Genomic DNA, 15,255 nt, shown 5'->3' with positions numbered 1-15,255 from the left:
TCCGCGAGCGCGGCCACCTGCTGGGCATCCTGATGGTCGTGGCGGTGGGCGAGCCCCTCACCGAGGCCGAGACCGAGGCCATCGACCGGGTCGCCCGGGCCGTGGCGGTCGAGATGTACGCCGAGCGCCTCGCCTCGGACGACGAGCAGGAGCACATCCGCGGGCTGGTGGGCCGACTGGTCGGCTCGGACTCGGCGCTGCGCTGCGCGGCGCACCAGCGCCTGGTGGACGACGGACTCCTTCCGGCCGGCCCCCACGTCGTGGTGACCAGGGTGGCCGTCACCGGACGGCGCGGGCCCTCCGGCCAGGTCGCGGTGGCGCTGCGCGGCGCCCTGGAGCCGTTCCGGCGGACCCGCACCGCCCACGGGCTGCCGGCGGTCGACCAGGACCGGGCGGTCCTGGTGCAGGTCTTCGACCGGGAACCGACGGAGGAGGACCTGGAGCAGCAGGGCCGTGCCGTCGTCCGCTCCCTGACGACCTTCCTGGGCCCGGGGCCGTCCGTGGCGGTGGGTGTCGGCGGCCGGCGGACGGCGCTCGCCGACGCGTGGATATCCCACGACCAGGCCCGGGTCGCGCTGCGCGCGGCCCGTCGGCTGCCCCGGTTGGAGGGCGTCGGCGACTGGGAGCGGCTCGGGGAGTACGCCGTGTTCCTCCAACTGCCCGACAGCGCGCTCAACGAGTCCCTCCTGCCGAACCCGCTGCGGCGCCTGCTGGACGACGGCGCCGGCGCCCGGCTGGAGGAGACGCTGCGCTGCTTCCTGGAGAACGCGGGCTCCGTACCCAGGACGGCGGAGGTGCTGGAGCTGCACCGCACCTCGCTGTACTACCGGCTGCGCCGGATCCAGGAGATCACGGGCCTGGACCTGGACGACGGCGCGCACCGCCTGGTGCTGCACATGGGGCTGCGGCTGTGGGACCTGCTCCAGTCCACTCCGGAGGCTGCCGTCCGGTAGCCGGCGGCCGGGGTGGGCCGTTGCTACAGAGCGATGAAGCTTCGTCGGGCAATCCCTACGTCGGTCGGTGGTCAACGGTTCCGGTGCGCGGCGAGAATCGTCACCACGAGCTGCCGCTCATCCCCCGGCCGCCGTGCCCCTCTCCGGGCGGCGCGGCGAGCCCCAGCACCCGTACTGAACCCTCGCAACCGGTCGGAGCCTCCCGTGATCCCGTCGGGTCCCTCGCCCATGCCCGAAACCCCCGCGCCCGAAAGCCCCACGTCGGAACGCCGAGTCCAGCAGCTCGTCCAGTCCGCCCTCGGCGGCGGTGACTGCGTCGACGTCCTGTCCCCGCCGCCAGGGGCCGACCCCGAGGACTGCCTCTACGTCCTCCTGCACGTGCGGGGCGCGGCCACCGTGCGGCGCGGGAGTGTCAGCACGGTGCTGGCGCCGGGGGACCTGCTGATCGGCACCGCCGTGCACCCGGTGGGTCTGCTGCAGGACGCGCAGAGTCTGATGGTGCGTTTCCGGATCCCGTGCTTCTACCTGGGCGTGCGGCAGGCCGACGTCCGGCGTGCGGGTGGGCTGGTGGCGCGGGGGAGCGAGGGCGTCGGCTCGCTCGCCTCGCAGCTGCTGCGGACGCTCGTCGTCCAGTCCCGGGCGCACCGGGCCCGGCCGGGCAACCACCTGGCGCGCAGCGTCTGCGACATGGTGGCGGTCCTGGTGGCGGAGCTGCTGGAGCGGGAGGCGCCGGAGCAGCCGGGCGGCGCGGCGGAGCTGCTGGCACGCATCCGGGCCCACATCGAGGAGAACCTCGCGGATCCGGATCTGGCGCCGGAGTCGATCGCCCGCTCGCAGCACATCTCGGTGCGCTATCTGCACAAGCTGTTCCAGCAGGACGGGACGACGGTGGGCCAGTTCGTGCGGCAGCGCCGACTGGACGCCTGCCGCCGGGAGTTGGAGCGGCCGTCCCGGCGGCAGCGCAGCGTCTCCGCGGTGGCGCACCGGTGGGGTTTCGTCAGCCACTCCCATTTCAGCCGGACGTTCCGCGACGCCTACGGGGTCTCGCCGCGTGAGTGGCAGGCCTACGCCACCCAGAACGACAGCCGCACTCCGGCCTCCTGACCCCTGCGCCACGACTCCTCCGCCACCCGCCGAAAGGCCGCCATGCCCTCCATCCGGCCCACCGTCGTGCTCGTCCACGACGGCTGCTCCGACGCGACCACCTGGTTCGGCGTCGTCGCCGAACTCCACCGCCGTGGACTGACGGTCCTCGCCGTCGCGAACCCGTTGCGGGGCCTCGCCCATGACGCCGCCTACCTGGCCGACGTCGTCGCGGGCATCGACGGCCCCGTCGTCCTGGTCGGCCACTCCTACGGGGGCGCCGTGATCACCGAGGCCGGGGCCGCCCCCAAGGTCCTCGCGCTGGTCTACGTGGCCGCCTACCTCCCCGACGTGGGGGAGAGCCACGAAACGCTCGCCGGCCGCTTCGCCCCCGCGCCGCTCATCCCCCGGCTGCGGCGCACCGAGTCCACCACCGGCGGCACCGGCCGTCCGGCGGAGCTCACCGTGCCCGCGGAGTGTTTCCGGCCGCTGGTCGCCGCCGACCTCGACGCGGAGGTGGCGCAGGTGCTGGCCGCGATCCAACGCCCCGTGGCCGAGAGGGCGTTGACCGACGCGCCGACGGTGGCGGCCTGGCGCGAGAAGCCCTCGTGGGCCCTGGTGACGGGCGCCGACCAGGCGCTCGCACCGGACGTCCAGCGCTTCACGGCCAAGCGCGCCGGGGCCACCGTCCTCGAACTGCCCGACGCCTCCCACGCCGTGGCCGTCTCCCGGCCGAGCACGGTCGCGGAGTTCATCCACGAGGCGGCCGGATCGGCCTCCGTGCGGTCGGCGGCGGCCTCCGTGCGGTAGCGGCGGCGTTCCGCGGAGCCGATGCGCGGACGCGCCGGTGCCGACGGGCGGCCGGGCGACGAGGTGCCCGGCCGCCCGCCGGTGAGCGCGTCCTGCCGGTCAGCGCTCGCTGTGGATCTCCGCGACGTAACCGCCGGGGAACCGCACCATCGCGCTGTCCCGGCCGCCCGCGCGGACCGGTCCCGACAGCACCGTGGCGCCGGCGGCCTTCGCCTTGTCCAGGGTGGCGCCGAGGTCCGACACCCCGTAGCCGGTCAGCTCCTTGCCGAACGGGTAGGGCAGGTGGCCGTCGGTCACCGCGACCGTGGTGGTGCCGAAGCCGGAGGTGAGCCGGATGAGCCGGTACGTCGTGCCGGGCAGACCGAGGGCGGCGCCGTCGGCCTTCCGGTCGTCGGAGACGATCCGGCCCTGGGTGAAGGCGAGGTAGCTGTGCAGGAAGTCGCCGACGGCGTCCGGCGACAGGTAGAGCCGGTTCTCCGGCACGCTGGCCAGCGGCGGGTACGACGTCGGGCCGGTGTGCACGTAGAGCTGGGCGCTGATCCCGCCGGGGAACTGGACGACGGCGTCCCGGCCGATCGGGTCGGCGAACGGCGCCACGGTGACGGTCGCGCCGTCGGCGCGGGCGGCCTTGACCGCCTGGTCGAGGTCGGTCACCAGCCAGCCGGTGCGCTCGGTGCCGAAGGGGTACGGGATGGGCGTGGTGTAGTCGAACACCGACAGCGTGCCGACCGGGGAGACGACCAGCTCGGACAGTGTCCGGCTCGGCGCCGGGGTCACCTGGGTGGAGACCGGTCCGATCGTGGTGCCGCCGAAGGTGGACGTCCAGCTGGTCACGAAGGCCTGCTCGGTGCCGGGCTCGACGTAGACGTGGGTGGTGTCGTACTGCGGGCCGACGGCGAACTGGCGGTGCTGCCCGCCCGACGCGCTCGCCGCGGTGCTCTGGGACGCGCTCTGGGGTGCGCCCTGGGCCGCCGAGACGGCGGGGGCCGCCGTGACGGCGGCGAGCGCCGCCACCAGCGGAACGATGCGGCGGGCCGAACGAAGCTTCACGGGAAACCTCCTGTCGTGGAGCGCGCCCGGTGCCCGTTCGAACGGACACCGGGCGCGGGTGCGCGGTGGCCGGTACCGCCGTCACCACTGGGCCTGGGGCGGTGACGGCGGTACCGACGTCTGTGCGGACGGCCGCGTTCGGGTGGGGCGGCCGTCCGGGCTACTTGGCGAGGAAGGCGAGCAGCGCGGCGTTGACTTCCTCGGCGTGGGTCCAGAGCAGGCCGTGCGGGGCGCCCTCGATCTCGACGTAGTCCGCGGCGGGCAGGGCCTTGTGGAAGGGGCGCGCGGTGTTCTCGATCGGCAGGGTGCGGTCGCCGGTGCCGTGCAGGATGAGGGCCGGCACGTCGATGCGGGCGATGTCGGCGCGGAAGTCGGTGTACCAGGTGGTCGGCGCGGCCGAGGCGGCGAAGGCGCCGCCCGAGGTGGCGACGTTCCAGCTGTTGCGGACGGCCTCCTCGCTGATCCGGGTGCCGAGGTTCTCGTCCAGGTTGTAGAAGTCGTTGAAGAAGTCGGTGTAGAAGGCGAAGCGGTCGGCCTTCACCGCGGCGACGACGCCGTCGAAGAACTCCTTCGGGGCGGCGCCGTCCGGGTTGTCGTCGGTCTTCAGCAGGAACGGCTCCAGGGAGGCCAGGAAGGCGACCTTGGCGACGCGGGCCGAGCTGTACTCGGACACGTAGCGGGCGACCTCGCCGGTGCCCATGGAGAAGCCCACCAGGACGGCGTCGCGGACGTCGAGGGTCTCCAGCACGGTGTTCAGGTCCGCGGCGAAGGTGTCGTAGTCGTAGCCGGTGGTCGGGTGCGAGGACCGGCCGAAGCCGCGGCGGTCGTAGGTGATGACCCGGTAGCCGGCGTCCAGCAGGGCGGCGCTCTGGCGCTCCCAGGAGTCGCCGTTCAGCGGGAAGCCGTGGATCAGCACGACCGGCTGGCCGGTGCCGTGGTCCTCGTAGTAGATGTCGATGGAGGTGGAGTTCTCCTGGCCAACGGTGATGTAAGGCATGGGGTTTCCCTTTCCTAGCGCAGCGGGGCGGCTGCAACGGGACCCACGCTAGGCGCCACCGGATCCGGCCGGTTGCCTGTGAGAGCACCCCGAGTCGTCCCAGAGCGCCGAGCCGGGGCGCGAGTTGACGGCGGGGGCCCGAACTGCCCTTCGGTGCACGGACCGACCGCAGGCAGTGCGCCGTCGGAACAGGCCGCGGCGGTCGCGTTCCTAGCCTGAGGGGCACAGAAGCACGTGACACGAGGGCCTCGGTGAGGCCTCGGTGAGGACGCATACATGACGACGAACGACATGCCCACCGTCGTGCTGGTGCACGGCGCGTTCGCCGACGCCTCCAGCTTCGCCCGGGTGATCCCGGAGCTGCTGGGCGACGGACTGAAGGTGGTGGCGCCGGCGGTGCCCAACCGCAGCCTGATCGGGGACTCCGCCTACATCGCGTCGGTGGTCCGGCGGATTCCCGGGCCGGTCGTGCTGGTCGGCCACTCCTACGGCGGCGCGGTGATCACCGTGGCGGGTGCCGAGGAGAACGTCAAGGGCCTGGTGTACCTGGCGGGTTACGCGCTGGAGGAGGGCGAGAGCCTGGGCAGGCTGCAGGGCGGCTTCCCCGAGTCCGAGCTCGCCACCGCCCTGGTGTACACCCCCTTCCCGCTGGCGGACGGGGACGAGGGCACCGACGTCTCGGTGGAGGCCGACCGCCTTCCGGAGATCTTCGCGGCCGACGTCGACCCCGCCCTCGGCCGGGTCCTCGCCGTCACCCAACGTCCGCTCGCCGCGACCGCGTTCAGCGAGCCGGCGCCCACCGCCGCGTGGCGCGACAAGCCGTCGTGGGGGATCGTCGCCAGTGCTGACCGGACCCTCAACCCCGAGGTCCAGCGGTTCGGCTACCAGCGCGCCGGGGCGACCACCGTCGAGGTGGACTCCTCGCACCTGGTGATGCTCTCCCACCCCGGGTGCGTCGCCGACGTGATCCGCGAAGCCGTCCGGTCCGTGGCCCACTGACCACCCCCGCAAGCACAGAACCTAGGAGCACCATGATCAACCAGCAGCCGCGCCTCCACCAGCACGGTCCCGAGATCCAGGAGTTCGGCACCGTCACCCAGCTGCCGATCGCGCTCTCCCACGACGCCCGGCAGTACTCGTGCCAGCGGCTCAACCGGGTCCTCGCGGACACCCAGTTCCTGTACGCGCTGTACAAGAAGTACCACTGGGGCATGCGCGGACCGACGGCCTACCAGCTGCACCTGCTGTTCGACAAGCACGCCCAGGAGCAGCTGGAGCTGGTCGACGCGCTCGCCGAGCGGGTGCAGAGCCTCGGCGGCGTCGCCGTGGGCGACCCCCGGCACGCCGCCGAGATCACGGGCGTGCCGCGCCCGCCGGACGGCATCGAGGGCGTGCACTCGATGCTCTCGCGTCTGCTCGACGCCCACGAGACCATCCTCGCCGACGTCCGCGACGCCGCCACCCGCACCGCGGAGCTCGGCGACGACGGCACCCAGGACCTCCTGGTCTCCCAGATCATCCGCACCGGCGAGACCCAGGTCTGGTTCCTCGCCGAGCACCTGGTCGTCGCTCCCGGTACCGGGGAGTGACCGCGGGCCGGGCCTGTTCGTCGGCAGGCCCGGCTCCGCTCAGTGCCGGGCCCGTTCGTCGGTGGGCCCGGCACTTTTCTCGTTTCCGCTCATCGTCCTCGGAGGTACCCGTGCCCGGCCGCCATCCGCTCCCCGGTCACGGCCCCGCCGCGGCCGGGGACTGCGCCACGCCCGTACTGAACGCGCAACTCAACATCGGGGAGGGGAAGGTCATCGACCTGCCGGTGCGTTTCGTGTACCGCGCGCGGGCGCCGTTCTCCGTGGTCATGGAGTTCCCCGGCTCCGACCCGGCGGTCGGGACGTGGGAGTTCTCCCGCGACCTGCTGTGGAAGGGCCTGCACCGGCCGGCCGGGATGGGCGACGTGCGGTTCGCCCCGCCGTGCCGCTGCCACGGCCGCCGGCTGCTGCGGATCACGCTCAGGGGGGACGACGGCACCGCCTCGATCGACGTCCCGGTCGAGCCGGTGCACAGCTGGCTGCGCGAGCGGAGCTTCGCCCTCGTGCCGCGCGGCGACGAGGCCCGACTGATCGACTGGGACGCCGAACTGAGCAGGTTGGCCGGTGGTCGCTGAGCCGCCCCCGGGCGTGGTTCCCACGAACTGCCGACCGGCATGCGCGAATCGGCTGTGCCCGTACCGGAAACCCGGTACGGGCACAGCCGATTCGCGTTCCGTCAGGGGAGCCCCGAGCCCGGGAGCCCGTGCGGGACGCCCGCTACAGGGTCCGGCGCACGCCCGCCTGCTGCTCCAGCCGGTTCAGCTGGCCGGTCAGCCCCGCGTGCATGGCGTCCCGCACGGGGCCGCTGCGCCCGATCCACAGGACCTCCCGGCCCCGCAGCTCCTCCAGCATCAGGGCGTAGGCCGCGTACATCGCGACCGCGGCGAGGAGCATGCCGAGCGCGCCGGCGACGTGCCCCAGCCAGGCCTCGCCCGAGACGCCGTAGAGACCGGCGACGAGGTAGCGCGGAACGGCGATCATCAGGAGCACCCACAGCACCCTCTTCGGCCTCGCCACCGAGGCCATCAGGGCCGCGAAGACGGTGAACACCAGGTTCATCACGCCCAGGACCCGGGCACCGCCGGGGGCGTCCGACGCCGTGACCAGGCCGTTGGCCAGCCAGGCACCGGCGAACCCGCCCATCAGCGTGGCCGCGATGACGTCGCGGGCGCCGAACGCGAGGATGCTGACCAGCAGTTGGAGGACGAACGCGGAGAACAGCGTGAGCGCCACGGCCTGCCGGTACGCGCCGTCGACCAGGCCGAGCTGCAGGCTGCTGGCCACGGTGGAGGAGATGGCCACCGTGAAGAAGCCCAGGGGCATCGGCGAGGCGATGGGCCGCAGGGTGAGCCGTGTCATGGCGTGCAGGTCCGGCTCGCGGCCGGGGCCCGCCGCCCGGTCCGCGCCCGTGGGCGCCCCGTTCCCGGCCTCCGTCGGGCCCGGCTCGCGTACGCGCGTCTCTTCCGTCGTCGGTGTCGTCATCATCTCGCTCCCTGCTCTCGGTACTTCGGGTACTTCGGGTACTTCGCATGTATGCCGACGGGCTCGGGCTCCGGGTGGTCTTCCCACCCGGGCCCGAGCCCGTCCGGTGTCGGCTGCCTGACCGCGGTGCCGACCGGGGTCAGTCGCGGTGCAGGGCGAGCCGGGTCGCCAGTCCGCCGCCCACGCCGGCGACGGCGGCGGCGGGCAGGCACCACAGGGGCCAGTCGGCGAGGCCGAGCGCCCCGTCGACGGACCACTGTCCGGGGCCGGTGGCGGTGAGTGCCGCGGCGGTGGTGATCAGGACGAACGGGAACTCGTACCCGTCGTGCTGGACCCACAGGCCGTGCGGCCACTTGACCGTCAGGGCGACGGTCATCACCCCCATGACGCCCGCGCCCGCCAGCGGGGTGAGCAGACCGGCGGCGAGCATCAGCCCGGCGCCGATCTGGGTGCCGCCGGCGGCCACCGCGGTGAGCTTGCCACCGCGGAAGCCGTCGCCCCGGAACTCGGCGCTACCGCCGTCGAGTCCGCCGCCACCGAGGTGGAAGCTGACCTTCTGGACGCCGTGGCCCGCGATGAGCAGGCCGACGACCAGGCGCAGCAGGAGTAGACCCGTGTTCATGTCGGACTCCGTCGGATCGATGGGGTCCGTCAGCCGGCGGCGTGCGGGTTGATCATGGACTGGGCGTAGACCAGGCCCATGCCGTAGGCGCCGCCGTGCTCCTTGACGAGCTCGGTGACCGCGACGTAGGTCTCGGTGCGGGCCCAGTCGCGCTGGAGCTCCAGGAGGACCTGGATCCAGGTGACGGGGACGGCGCCGGCGGCGGTCATCCGCTGCAGGGCGTGCTCGTGCGCCAGTGGGCTGACACCGCCGGAGGCGTCGGCGACGACGTAGACCTCGTAGCCCTGGTCCAGCGCCGAGAGCGCCGGCAGGACGAGGCAGACCTCGGTCCACAGGCCGGAGAGGATGATCTTCTTGCGGCCGGTGGCCTTGACGGCCTCGACCAGGGCCTCGTCCTCCCAGGCGTTCATCGTGGTGCGGTCGATGACCTCCTGGTCGGGGAAGACGGCCTTCAGCTGCGGCAGGATCGGGCCGGAGAAGGACTCGGCGGCGACGGTCGACAGGACGGTCGGGACGCCGAAGATCTTCGCGGCCTTGGCCAGGCCCTCGGTGGCGTTGATGATGGCGGTGCGGTCGCCGCTGCCGGTGCCGAAGAACATCTGCGGCTGGTGGTCCACGAACAGCATCATCGCGTTGTCCGGGGTGAGCAGGTCCGGGCTCGGGGCGGCGTGGACGTTGGCGAAGTCGACCATGGGTCTTCTCTTTCTCGTGAATGAGGGGAACGACGCGGGAAAGTGACACCACGTCAGGTTCGGCCCGGCTGGATCGGCAGGGCTTCACGTCAACGACACTAGCCCGCGATCGGCGGGATGTTCTGCTCACTCTGCGCCCGGGACTGTCCCGACAACGCACGACCGACCGCACCCGCCCGGCCGGCCCGCGTCAGTGCGCTGCCGGGCAACCGGCCATGCGCTGCGAAGAACCTCGCCCCACCGCCGCCTGCCTACGTTCGCCGCGTGGCCTCGCGCCGAATCACCCACCCAACGAAGGGGCTTCCCTTGTCCACCATGCCTGTCGCCGGCGTCCGCCCCGGCACCCCCGACGAGCCCGCCGACCTGGTCGTGCGCAACGCCAAGGTGTTCACCAACGACCCGCGCCGCCCGCAGGCCACCGCCGTGGCCATCCGGGACGGACGGATCCAGGCCGTCGGCGACGACGCGGACGTCGTCCCGCTGGTCGGCCCCGGCACCCGGGTGGTCGACGCGCTCGGCCGCCGGGCCGTCCCCGGCCTCAACGACGCGCACCTGCACGTCATCCGCGGCGGCCTCAACTACGTGATGGAGCTGCGCTGGGACGGCGTCCCCACGCTGCGCGAGGCCCTGACCATGCTCCGCCGGCAGGCCGAGCGCACCCCGCCCGGCCAGTGGGTGCGGGTGGTCGGCGGCTGGTCGGCCGACCAGTTCGCCGAGCGGCGCCTGCCCACCCTGGCCGAACTGAACGCCGCGGCCCCCGACACCCCCGTCTTCGTGCTGCACCTCTACCAGTCGGCCCTGCTCAACAAGGCCGCCCTGCGCGCCGCCGGCTTCACCCGCGACACCCCCGACCCGGTCGGCGGCCAGATCGTGCGCGGCAACGACGGCGAGCCCACCGGCCTGCTGATCGCCGCCCCCGGCGCCCTGCTGCTCTACTCCACCCTCGCCAAGGCGCCGATGCTGGACGAGTCCGACCGCATCGGCTCCACCCGGCACTTCCTGCGCGAGCTCAACCGCTTCGGCCTCACCTCCGCGATCGACGCGGCCGGCGGCTTCCAGGCCTTCCCCGAGAACTACGGCACCGTCATGGAACTCGCCCGCCGCGGCGAGCTGAGCCTGCGCATCGCCTACCACCTCTTCCCGCAGACCGCCGGGCAGGAGCTCGACGACCTCAAGCGCTGGGTCGACACCGTCCGCCCCGGCGAGGGCGACGAGTGGCTGCGCCTCAACGGCGCGGGGGAGAACCTCACCTGGGCCGCCGCCGACTTCGAGAACTTCACCGAGCCGCGTCCGCAACTGGGCGCCTACGAGACCGAGTTCGAGAAGGCTGTGCGCCTGCTCACGGAGAACGGCTGGGGCTTCCGCCTGCACGCCACCTACGACGAGACCATCCGCCGCGACCTCGCCGTCTTCGAGAAGCTCGCCGCCGAGGGCCTCTTCCCCCAGGGCAACCGCTGGCTCTTCGACCACGCCGAGACCGTCAGCAAGGACAGCCTCGACCGGATCGCCGCCCTCGGCGGCGCCGTGTCCGTCCAGAACCGCCTCTCCTTCCAGGGCGAGGCCTTCGTCAACCGCTACGGCGCCCCCGCCGCCGCCGAGGCGCCGCCGCTGCGCGCCATGCTGGACCGCGGTCTGACCGTCGCGGCGGGCACCGACGCCACCCGGGTCTCCTCCTACAACCCGTGGGTCGCCCTGCACTGGCTGGTCTCCGGCCGGGCCGTCTCCGGCCGACGCCTCGCGGCCGAGCACAACCGGCTCGACCGCGCCCAGGCCCTGGAGCTCTACACCCTCGGCGGCGCCCGCCTCACCGGCGAGGAGGACGTCAAGGGCCGCCTGACGGTCGGCAGTTACGCGGACCTCGCACTGCTCAGCGCCGACTACTTCACGGTGCCCGAGGCCGACATCCCGCACATCGAGGCCGTTCTGACCGTCGTCGGCGGGCGCATCGTCCACGCCGCCCAGGAGCACGAGGGCCTGGCCCCGGAGCTGCCGGAGATCTCGCCGTCCTGGAGCCCGGTCACCGAGTTCGGCGGCTACCACGCCACCCCCGCCCCCAGCCTGGCCGCCGGCGTCCGCCAGGCCGAGGGCGTGCTGGAGGCCGTGGCGGCCTCCGGCGAACAGCACGCCTGGCGCCAGGCGCGCGGCCTCGCCCTGCCCGGGCAGCCGCAGACGCCGATGGACCCCTGCTTCTTCTGACGCACCCGCCGGTCCCGTCACGGGGCACCGCCTGCACCAGGCGGTGCCCCGCCCGCATCCCCGATTCCCCCACCTCCCCCCCCGCGAGGAGCCGTCGTGACCACACCCCCGCCGCCGCAGCCGTCCGGACCGCAGATCCACGACCGCCACCCGCTGGCCCTGGCCCTGTTCGGCCTCACCCTGGTCAGCGGACTGATCGACGCCGTCAGCTACCTCGGCCTCGGCCACGTCTTCACCGCGAACATGACCGGCAACGTCGTCGTCATCGCCTTCGCCCTCGCCGGAGCACCCGGCTTCTCCGTCACCGGCTCCCTGACCTCCCTCGCGGCCTTCCTGCTCGGCGCGGGCGTGGCCGGCCGCCTCGCCACCCGGCACGCCGGATCCCACCGCGCCGCGCGGCTGCGCACGGTCTTCGTCCTGGAGGCCGGGCTGTACGGAGCCGCCGCGGCCGTCGCCTTCGTCTGGAGCGCCGACGGGCCCGCGCAGTACCCGGTGATCGCCCTGCTCGCCTTGGCGATGGGCATCCGCAACGGCACCGTCCGCGGCCTCGGCGTACCCGACCTCACCACCACCGTACTGACCCTCACCCTGACCGGCCTGGCCGCCGACTCCCGCCTCGCCGGCGGCACCGCCCCCCGCCAGCGCCGGAAGATCCTCTCCGTCGTCACCATGCTCGCCGGCGCCGCCCCCGGCGCGGTCCTCGTCCTGCACGGCCAGATCGCCTGGGCCCTGGTCGCCAGCGCCGTCCTGGCCGGCCTCACCGTCCTGCTCCACCGGGAGTGACCGCAGCTGCGGGACGGGACGGCCGCGAGGTTCCCGCCGCCCGGCCGGCGACCTCGGGAGCGGTTCCGGCGGGCGGTAGCCTTGGGTCCCCGGCGAGCGGACCGGCCGGGGCGAGGGAGAGGCACCAGTGACGGAGGACAGGCGGTTTCCGGTCCTGGTCGGTCGGCAGCGGCAGACGGAGCTGCTGACCGCGGCACTGGTCCAGGCCGAGGACGGCGCGAGCGGCTCCACCGTCCTGCTGCGCGGCGACGCCGGTGTCGGCAAGAGCACGCTGATCGCCTGGGCCGAGCGGATGGCGCGCGAGCGCGGGTTCACCGTGCTGCGCGCGGTCGGCGCGGAGGCGGAGACGGACCTCGCCTTCGGCGCCCTCCACCAGGCCTTCTGGTCACCGCTCCAGCGTTCCGGCGCGCTGTCCGCACACCAGCGGGAGGCCCTGGAGAGCGCGTTCGGCGTCCGCTCCGGGACCCCGAGCGGCTTCGCCGTCGGCGCCGCCACGCTGGCCCTGCTGCAGGAGGCGGTACGGACCGCCCCCGTGCTGCTGCTCCTGGACGACCTCCACTGGATCGACTCGTCGAGCGGGACCGTCTTCGCCTTCCTGCACCGGCGGTGCGCCGAGCTGCCGGTGGCGATCGTCGGAGCCACCCGCCCGGACAGCGCGGCCGCCCAGATCTGGTCGGCCGAGGCCGTCGACGTCCCGGCCCTGCCCCCGGCGGACGCGGCCCTGCTGCTGGGCACCTGCTACCCCGAACTCGCGCCGCCCGCGCGGGAACGCGTCCTCGCCGAGGCGGCCGGGAACCCGCTCGCGCTGGTGGAACTGCCGCGCCAGCTGGCGGCCGCCCAGCAGCGGGGCGCCGCTCCGCTGCCCGAGCGGCTGCCGCTCGGGCGCAAGCTCGAGCGGATGTTCGCCGAACGGCTGGGCACGGTCACCCCGGAGGTCGGCCGCCTCCTCCTGCTCGGCGCCCTGGCCACCGGCCCGGACTCCGGCAGCGCCGAGTGGCTGCGCGCCCTCGCCGACGAGAACGCGCGGGAGATCCTGGCACGGATCGAGGAGGAGGGCCTGGCCCGGCTCGACCCGGCCGGGCAGCTCGTCTTCCGGCACCCCCTGGTCCGCACCGCCGTCGTCTCCGCCGCCTCCGACACCGCGCGCCGGGAGGCGCACCGCGCCCTGTCCGACGCCCTCGCACCGGAGGACCCCCGGCGGCTGGTCCACGAGGCCGCCGCCGCGCTGCTGCCGGACGAGGACCTGGCCCGCCGCCTCCAGGAGGCCGGCCGCGACCTCGCCGGCCGGGGCGGCGAGGCGGAGGGCGCGCTGCTGCTCGAACGCGCCGCCGCCCTCAGCCCCAGCGGGTGCGACCGCGTCCGTCGGCTCACCTGGGCCGCGGTGATGGCGGCCCGCGGCGGGCAACTGCGCCACACCGTGGCACTGGTCGAGGAACTGAAGAGCGGTACCGTCCCGCAGGACATCGACCCGCTGTTCTCCTACGCGGTGGTCTACGCCGACCAGAGCCACCACGTCGACTTCGAGTCCTCCGCCGCGCTGCTGCCCGCCGCCCTCGACACCCTGACCGCGCCGGGCGCCGACACCTTCGGCGGGCTGGTCGAACAGGTCTACTTCAAGCTCCTCCTCGCGGCCACCTACACGGACGACCCCTGGGCCTGGCGCGCCCTGGAACGGCACCGGGAGAACGTCTCCGAGGTCGGCCGGCTCTGCCTGCGCGCCTGGACCGACCCGGGCCCGGACGCCGCCGCCGCCCTGCTGGCGACGGCCGAAGGCCTGACCGGGGCGCAGGAGGCCGGCGCGGCCTGGCTCCTGCTGTGGACCTCCGCCGCGCTGGACCGGCCCGACGGCGACCTGTGGCAGCGCTTCACCGGCCTGCACGGCTACGCCACCCAGGGCTCGGTCGCCAAGGCCAGGGCCCACCAGGACTACCTGCTCGGACACTGGGACCGCGCCGCCGTCTGCCTGCGCGAGGCCGAGATCGCGGACGAACTCGGCTACCACACCAACGCCCTGATGTTCCGTCAGTACCACGCCCACTTCCTCGCCGGCCGGGGCGACGAGGCCGCCCTGCGGGAGGTCGAGCGGACCATCCGGCCGATCGCCGCCCGCGCCCGGATGCGCTACGTCCTCGACCGGCTGACCCATCTGCGCGGCCTGGCCGCCCTCGCCCACCGCCGCTACGAGGAGGCGTACGGGCACTTCTCCGAACTCACCCCGCCAGGGCGGCTGTCCGGCGGCCGGCCCTGGCACCACACGCTGGTCCTCGACCTGGTGACGGCCGCCGTGCACACCGGACGGCACGAGGAGGCCCGGGCCCACCTCGCGGCCGGAGCCGCGGCGCGCTCCGCCGAGATCTCCGCACACCACGCCTTCCTGTGCGCGGCCGCCACCGCCCTGGCCGCCGACGACGACGAGGCCGACGCCGCCTACGAGGCCGCCTACGCCGTCCCGGGCGCCGAGCAGTGGGTGTTCGACCTCGCCCGGCTGCGGCTCGCCCACGGCGCGTGGCTGCGCCGCCGCCACCGGCCCGGCGTCAGGGAGGCGCTGCGCGCGGCCCACCACGCGTTCCGCCGCCTGCGGGCCACCCCCTGGGTGGCGCAGTGCGAGGAGGAGCTCCGCGCCGCCGGGGACCCGGTGGCCCCGCCGCAGACCGGACCGGCCGCCGCGGCGCCCGGGCTGACCGGCCAGGAACTGCGGATCGCCCGGCTGGCCGCGACCGGGCTGACCAACAAGGAGATCGGCCGGCAGCTCCAGCTGTCGCCCCGCACCGTCGGGGCCCACCTCTACAAGATCTTCCCGAAGCTCGGCATCACCACGCGGGCCGCCCTCGCCCACGCCCTCGACGGGATCTGACCTGCGGCCCCGCCCGCCCGACCGGGCCGGCGGGGCCGCCTCGTGGGACTCCACGAAGGCCGTCCGAACACGTCAGTCAGATGACCTACCGACCCGCCGCGCCGACGGGCCACGCTGGGAGTGCGCGGGGCTCCGGCGGAAGGGCGG

Annotated in this window: 14 protein-coding genes; 9 read left to right on the top strand and 5 right to left on the bottom strand. The window is 74.1% G+C overall.

The features are described from left to right. From ACWDBB_RS30390 to ACWDBB_RS30380, 3 genes are all read left to right on the top strand, one after another. A partial coding sequence (locus tag ACWDBB_RS30390) for a PucR family transcriptional regulator (RefSeq protein ID WP_449792626.1) occupies nt 1-953 on the top strand: 953 nt, incomplete at its 5' end. A 228-nt stretch (nt 954-1,181) separates the two neighbouring features. Further along, complete coding sequence (locus ACWDBB_RS30385) at nt 1,182-2,057, top strand: helix-turn-helix domain-containing protein (protein ID WP_449792625.1); 876 nt, start codon at nt 1,182-1,184, stop codon at nt 2,055-2,057. A gap of 42 nt (nt 2,058-2,099) precedes the next feature. Beyond that, nucleotides 2,100-2,846 carry an alpha/beta fold hydrolase gene (locus ACWDBB_RS30380; protein WP_449792624.1) on the top strand — a complete coding sequence of 249 codons (747 nt, stop codon included), beginning with the start codon at nt 2,100-2,102 and terminating at the stop codon, nt 2,844-2,846. A 99-nt stretch (nt 2,847-2,945) separates the two neighbouring features. Here ACWDBB_RS30380 and ACWDBB_RS30375 read toward each other — a convergent pair whose 3' ends face one another. Continuing rightward, entirely contained in the window at nt 2,946-3,896 is a 951-nt protein-coding gene (locus tag ACWDBB_RS30375; RefSeq protein WP_449792623.1) for a VOC family protein, read from the bottom strand. Between the two features lie 160 nt (nt 3,897-4,056). Continuing rightward, the gene (locus ACWDBB_RS30370; protein ID WP_449792622.1) at nt 4,057-4,893 is read right to left on the bottom strand and encodes an alpha/beta fold hydrolase; all 837 of its coding nucleotides are present in this window, start codon (nt 4,891-4,893) and stop codon (nt 4,057-4,059) included. A 276-nt stretch (nt 4,894-5,169) separates the two neighbouring features. Here ACWDBB_RS30370 and ACWDBB_RS30365 point away from each other — a divergent pair, with 276 nt between their 5' ends. The 3 genes from ACWDBB_RS30365 (at nt 5,170) to ACWDBB_RS30355 (ending at nt 7,054) form a co-directional block, all read left to right on the top strand. After that, nucleotides 5,170-5,892, top strand: a complete 723-nt coding sequence (locus ACWDBB_RS30365) for an alpha/beta fold hydrolase (RefSeq protein ID WP_449792621.1) — start codon at nt 5,170-5,172, stop codon at nt 5,890-5,892. 32 nt (nt 5,893-5,924) lie between these two features. After that, nucleotides 5,925-6,482 carry a Dps family protein gene (locus ACWDBB_RS30360; protein ID WP_449792620.1) on the top strand — a complete coding sequence of 186 codons (558 nt, stop codon included), beginning with the start codon at nt 5,925-5,927 and terminating at the stop codon, nt 6,480-6,482. Nucleotides 6,483-6,592: 110 nt separating this feature from the next. Further along, entirely contained in the window at nt 6,593-7,054 is a 462-nt protein-coding gene (locus ACWDBB_RS30355; protein ID WP_449792619.1) for an SsgA family sporulation/cell division regulator, read from the top strand. Between the two features lie 142 nt (nt 7,055-7,196). Here the strand turns inward: ACWDBB_RS30355 and ACWDBB_RS30350 are convergent, their stop codons facing one another. The 3 genes from ACWDBB_RS30350 to ACWDBB_RS30340 all read right to left on the bottom strand — a co-directional run bounded on the left by ACWDBB_RS30350 (nt 7,197) and on the right by ACWDBB_RS30340 (nt 9,275). Next, on the bottom strand, nt 7,197-7,838 hold the full coding sequence (locus ACWDBB_RS30350; RefSeq protein WP_449792618.1) for a GPR1/FUN34/YaaH family transporter: 642 nt from the start codon (nt 7,836-7,838) through the stop codon (nt 7,197-7,199). A 262-nt stretch (nt 7,839-8,100) separates the two neighbouring features. Then, on the bottom strand, nt 8,101-8,583 hold the full coding sequence (locus ACWDBB_RS30345) for a DoxX family protein (protein ID WP_449792617.1): 483 nt from the start codon (nt 8,581-8,583) through the stop codon (nt 8,101-8,103). Between the two features lie 29 nt (nt 8,584-8,612). Beyond that, nucleotides 8,613-9,275: a hydrolase gene (locus tag ACWDBB_RS30340; protein ID WP_392875070.1), complete on the bottom strand. Its 663-nt coding sequence runs from the start codon at nt 9,273-9,275 to the stop codon at nt 8,613-8,615. Nucleotides 9,276-9,590: 315 nt separating this feature from the next. Here ACWDBB_RS30340 and ACWDBB_RS30335 point away from each other — a divergent pair, with 315 nt between their 5' ends. The 3 genes from ACWDBB_RS30335 to ACWDBB_RS30325 all read left to right on the top strand — a co-directional run bounded on the left by ACWDBB_RS30335 (nt 9,591) and on the right by ACWDBB_RS30325 (nt 15,108). After that, a complete protein-coding gene (locus tag ACWDBB_RS30335; protein ID WP_449792627.1) occupies nt 9,591-11,471 on the top strand; it encodes an amidohydrolase in 1,881 nt (626 codons plus the stop codon). Nucleotides 11,472-11,567: 96 nt separating this feature from the next. Continuing rightward, a complete protein-coding gene (locus ACWDBB_RS30330) occupies nt 11,568-12,254 on the top strand; it encodes a YoaK family protein (RefSeq protein WP_449792616.1) in 687 nt (228 codons plus the stop codon). A 127-nt stretch (nt 12,255-12,381) separates the two neighbouring features. Continuing rightward, complete coding sequence (locus ACWDBB_RS30325; RefSeq protein ID WP_449792615.1) at nt 12,382-15,108, top strand: AAA family ATPase; 2,727 nt, start codon at nt 12,382-12,384, stop codon at nt 15,106-15,108. Nucleotides 15,109-15,255 lie beyond the last annotated feature (147 nt).

Source organism: Kitasatospora sp. NPDC001095 (genome assembly GCF_053598615.1).
This window is presented reverse-complemented; position numbering and strand designations above follow the sequence as displayed.

Bases quoted from the DNA above. Each gene is read 5' to 3' on its own strand.
- ACWDBB_RS30365 (WP_449792621.1), top strand. From the start codon at position 5,170: ATGACGACGAACGACATGCCCACCGTCGTGCTGGTGCACGGCGCGTTC.
- ACWDBB_RS30350 (WP_449792618.1), bottom strand. From the start codon at position 7,838: ATGACACGGCTCACCCTGCGGCCCATCGCCTCGCCGATGCCCCTGGGC.
- ACWDBB_RS30385 (WP_449792625.1), top strand. From the start codon at position 1,182: ATGCCCGAAACCCCCGCGCCCGAAAGCCCCACGTCGGAACGCCGAGTC.
- ACWDBB_RS30340 (WP_392875070.1), bottom strand. From the start codon at position 9,275: ATGGTCGACTTCGCCAACGTCCACGCCGCCCCGAGCCCGGACCTGCTC.
- ACWDBB_RS30380 (WP_449792624.1), top strand. From the start codon at position 2,100: ATGCCCTCCATCCGGCCCACCGTCGTGCTCGTCCACGACGGCTGCTCC.
- ACWDBB_RS30360 (WP_449792620.1), top strand. From the start codon at position 5,925: ATGATCAACCAGCAGCCGCGCCTCCACCAGCACGGTCCCGAGATCCAG.
- ACWDBB_RS30370 (WP_449792622.1), bottom strand. From the start codon at position 4,893: ATGCCTTACATCACCGTTGGCCAGGAGAACTCCACCTCCATCGACATC.
- ACWDBB_RS30345 (WP_449792617.1), bottom strand. From the start codon at position 8,583: ATGAACACGGGTCTACTCCTGCTGCGCCTGGTCGTCGGCCTGCTCATC.
- ACWDBB_RS30335 (WP_449792627.1), top strand. From the start codon at position 9,591: ATGCCTGTCGCCGGCGTCCGCCCCGGCACCCCCGACGAGCCCGCCGAC.